2 tRNA genes and 1 rRNA gene (1 of these 3 cut by a window edge) are annotated in these 2500 nt (G+C 53.1%); all 3 read right to left on the bottom strand.

The features are described from left to right. Window positions 1–1654, bottom strand: a 23S ribosomal RNA gene (locus KUG41_RS04880) (it extends 1234 nt beyond the left edge of the window). A 528-nt stretch (window positions 1655–2182) separates the two neighbouring features. After that, window positions 2183–2255, bottom strand: a tRNA-Ala gene (locus KUG41_RS04875). Between the two features lie 9 nt (window positions 2256–2264). Beyond that, window positions 2265–2338, bottom strand: a tRNA-Ile gene (locus tag KUG41_RS04870). Between the last annotated feature and the right edge of the window lie 162 nt (window positions 2339–2500).

Below are 2500 nucleotides of genomic sequence, written 5' to 3'. Positions count from 1 at the left end.
ATTCTCTACCACCCCACCTGTGTCGGTTTCGGGTACAGGCCATCATGCCTTAACGGGTATAGGGCTTTTCTTGGAAGCTTGACATCACCCACTTCGCTGCCGTAGCAGCTCGTACTCACGCCTCAGCTCAAAGTGTTTTCGCCACTTCTCAACGCCTCGAACGCTTGAACCAGTAACCAACTTCTGGCTGGGCTAGCCTTCTCCGTCCCCCTTCCCAAAACATGACAGGTACAGGAATGTTGACCTGTTGTCCATCGACTACGCCTTTCGGCCTCGCCTTAGGTCCTGACTAACCCTCCGCGGACGAGCCTGCCGGAGGAACCCTTAGGGTTTCGGGGCATGGGATTCTCACCCATGTTTTCGCTACTCAAGCCGACATTCTCACTTCCATGCAGTCCACGCCCGCTTACGCTAACGCTTCGCCCCACATGGAACGCTCCCCTACCATTTGAATGTTCCTAAGAACAATTAAATCCGCAGCTTCGGTAGACTACTTAGCCCCGTTCATTTTCGGCGCAGGATCGCTCGACCAGTGAGCTATTACGCACTCCTTTGAGGATGGCTGCTTCTAGGCAAACCTCCTGGTTGTCTGGGCAATCCCACCTCCTTTATCACTGAGTAGTCATTTGGGGACCTTAGCTGGCGGTCTGGGCTGTTTCCCTTTCGACCATGGAGCTTATCCCCCACAGTCTGACTGCCTGGCTACACACAGGGTATTCAGAGTTTGTCTCGATTTGGTACCGCTCTCGCAGCCCGCACCGAAACAGTGGCTTTACCCCCCTGCTATAGCACCAGACGCTACGCCTCAACGTATTTCGGGGAGAACCAGCTAGCTCCGGGTTCGATTGGCATTTCACCCCTAACCACAGCTCATCCGCTGATTTTTCAACATCAGTCGGTTCGGACCTCCACTTGGTATCACCCAAGCTTCATCCTGGCCATGGTTAGATCACCCGGGTTCGGGTCTATAAACACTGACCAACGCCCTATTCAGACTCGCTTTCGCTATGGCTCCACCATTTCCGGTTTAACCTGCCAGTGCCTATAAGTCGCCGGCTCATTCTTCAACAGGCACACGGTCATCCTATGAGTAGGACTCCCATTGCTTGTAAGCTCACGGTTTCATGTTCTGTTTCACTCCCCTCCCGGGGTTCTTTTCACCTTTCCCTCGCGGTACTGTTTCGCTATCGGTCACACAGGAGTACTTAGCCTTACGAGGTGGTCCTCGCGGATTCACACGGAATTTCACGTGCTCCGTGCTACTCGGGATACAGCTAGGCCAGTTTCATTTTCGCGTACGGGGCTTTCACCCTCTATGGCGCGCCTTTCAAACGCTTCCACTAATGTCCCTGGTCCACGTTGCTGTCCCACAACCCCGATGGTCGAAACCATCGGTTTAGGCTCTTCCCCGTTCGCTCGCCGCTACTTAGGGAGTCGTTTTTACTTTCCTTTCCTCCAGCTACTAAGATGTTTCAGTTCGCTGGGTTGGCTCGCGCCACCCTATGGATTCAGGTGGCCGTTCTAGGGGTTGCCCCATTCGGAGATTCCCGGATCAAAGCGTGTTTCCAGCTCCCCGAGACTTTTCGCAGGTAACCACGTCCTTCATCGCCTCTGTGTGCCAAGGTATCCACCGTGAGCCCTTTGTAGCTTGACCAATTAACACTCCCAACGTTCAGGGTTGTTGAGACCCATTCTCCCGTGTTCACCTTCTCCAGCCTCAAACAATCACGGTTTCCCGGTACCCTTTGGTTCTGAACTGGTTTGAACAACGGAATCTGACTCTTCCCTCCTCGGCGGAGCGAAAAGACGCTGGAAGCTCTCGGCTCTAAACTCAAGAATCTTCCCATTCAAAACTTTTGTTCTCTCTTACAGGCTTTCACCTGTTTGATCAAACATCAGTCCTGCCTGGGCATCCATGAGATGCTTTCTTTTCCAGACTCACCTATGCAGTTGTCAAGGTTCTTTGCTGAATTCACTGACTCTACGGCTCGCGCCGCAGACTCAGCGAGTCCAGCTTCTTTTCAACCACGCCACTGGCAACAACATTGCTTCTGCAATCTCATCGCGGCCTGCGGGAATGAAAAGAGGCTGGAATCCTCAGCTGAACATGTCTAAAATCAACCCTCACATCAGAGCTCTCTCCTGTGGCAGCATCCTGCTTAAGGCTTCATCTCAGGTTGGATGGAGGTTAGCGGACTCGAACCGCTGACATCCTGCTTGCAAAGCAGGCGCTCTACCAACTGAGCTAAACCCCCAAACACGAATGGGCCATCCTGGACTTGAACCAGGGACCTCACCCTTATCAGGGGTGCGCTCTAACCACCTGAGCTAATGGCCCAGGATCGTTCACTCTGACAGCGTTCTTCACCACCGATCACAGATACTGCTATCTGCTGGCCTCCTTTGGGGAAGACGCCGTTGATCCTTGGTATAAAGCCCGCTTGTGGGGTGACCTAGACAAAGTTTAGGAACTGAAAACGAGTCCATCACAGCTTCTCTG

This window comes from Synechococcus sp. CCY 9618, from assembly GCF_019038415.1.
Taxonomy (GTDB): Bacteria; Cyanobacteriota; Cyanobacteriia; order PCC-6307; family Cyanobiaceae; genus Cyanobium.
Note: the sequence above shows the minus strand (reverse complement) of the source record. Positions and strands in the feature narration are given on the sequence as shown.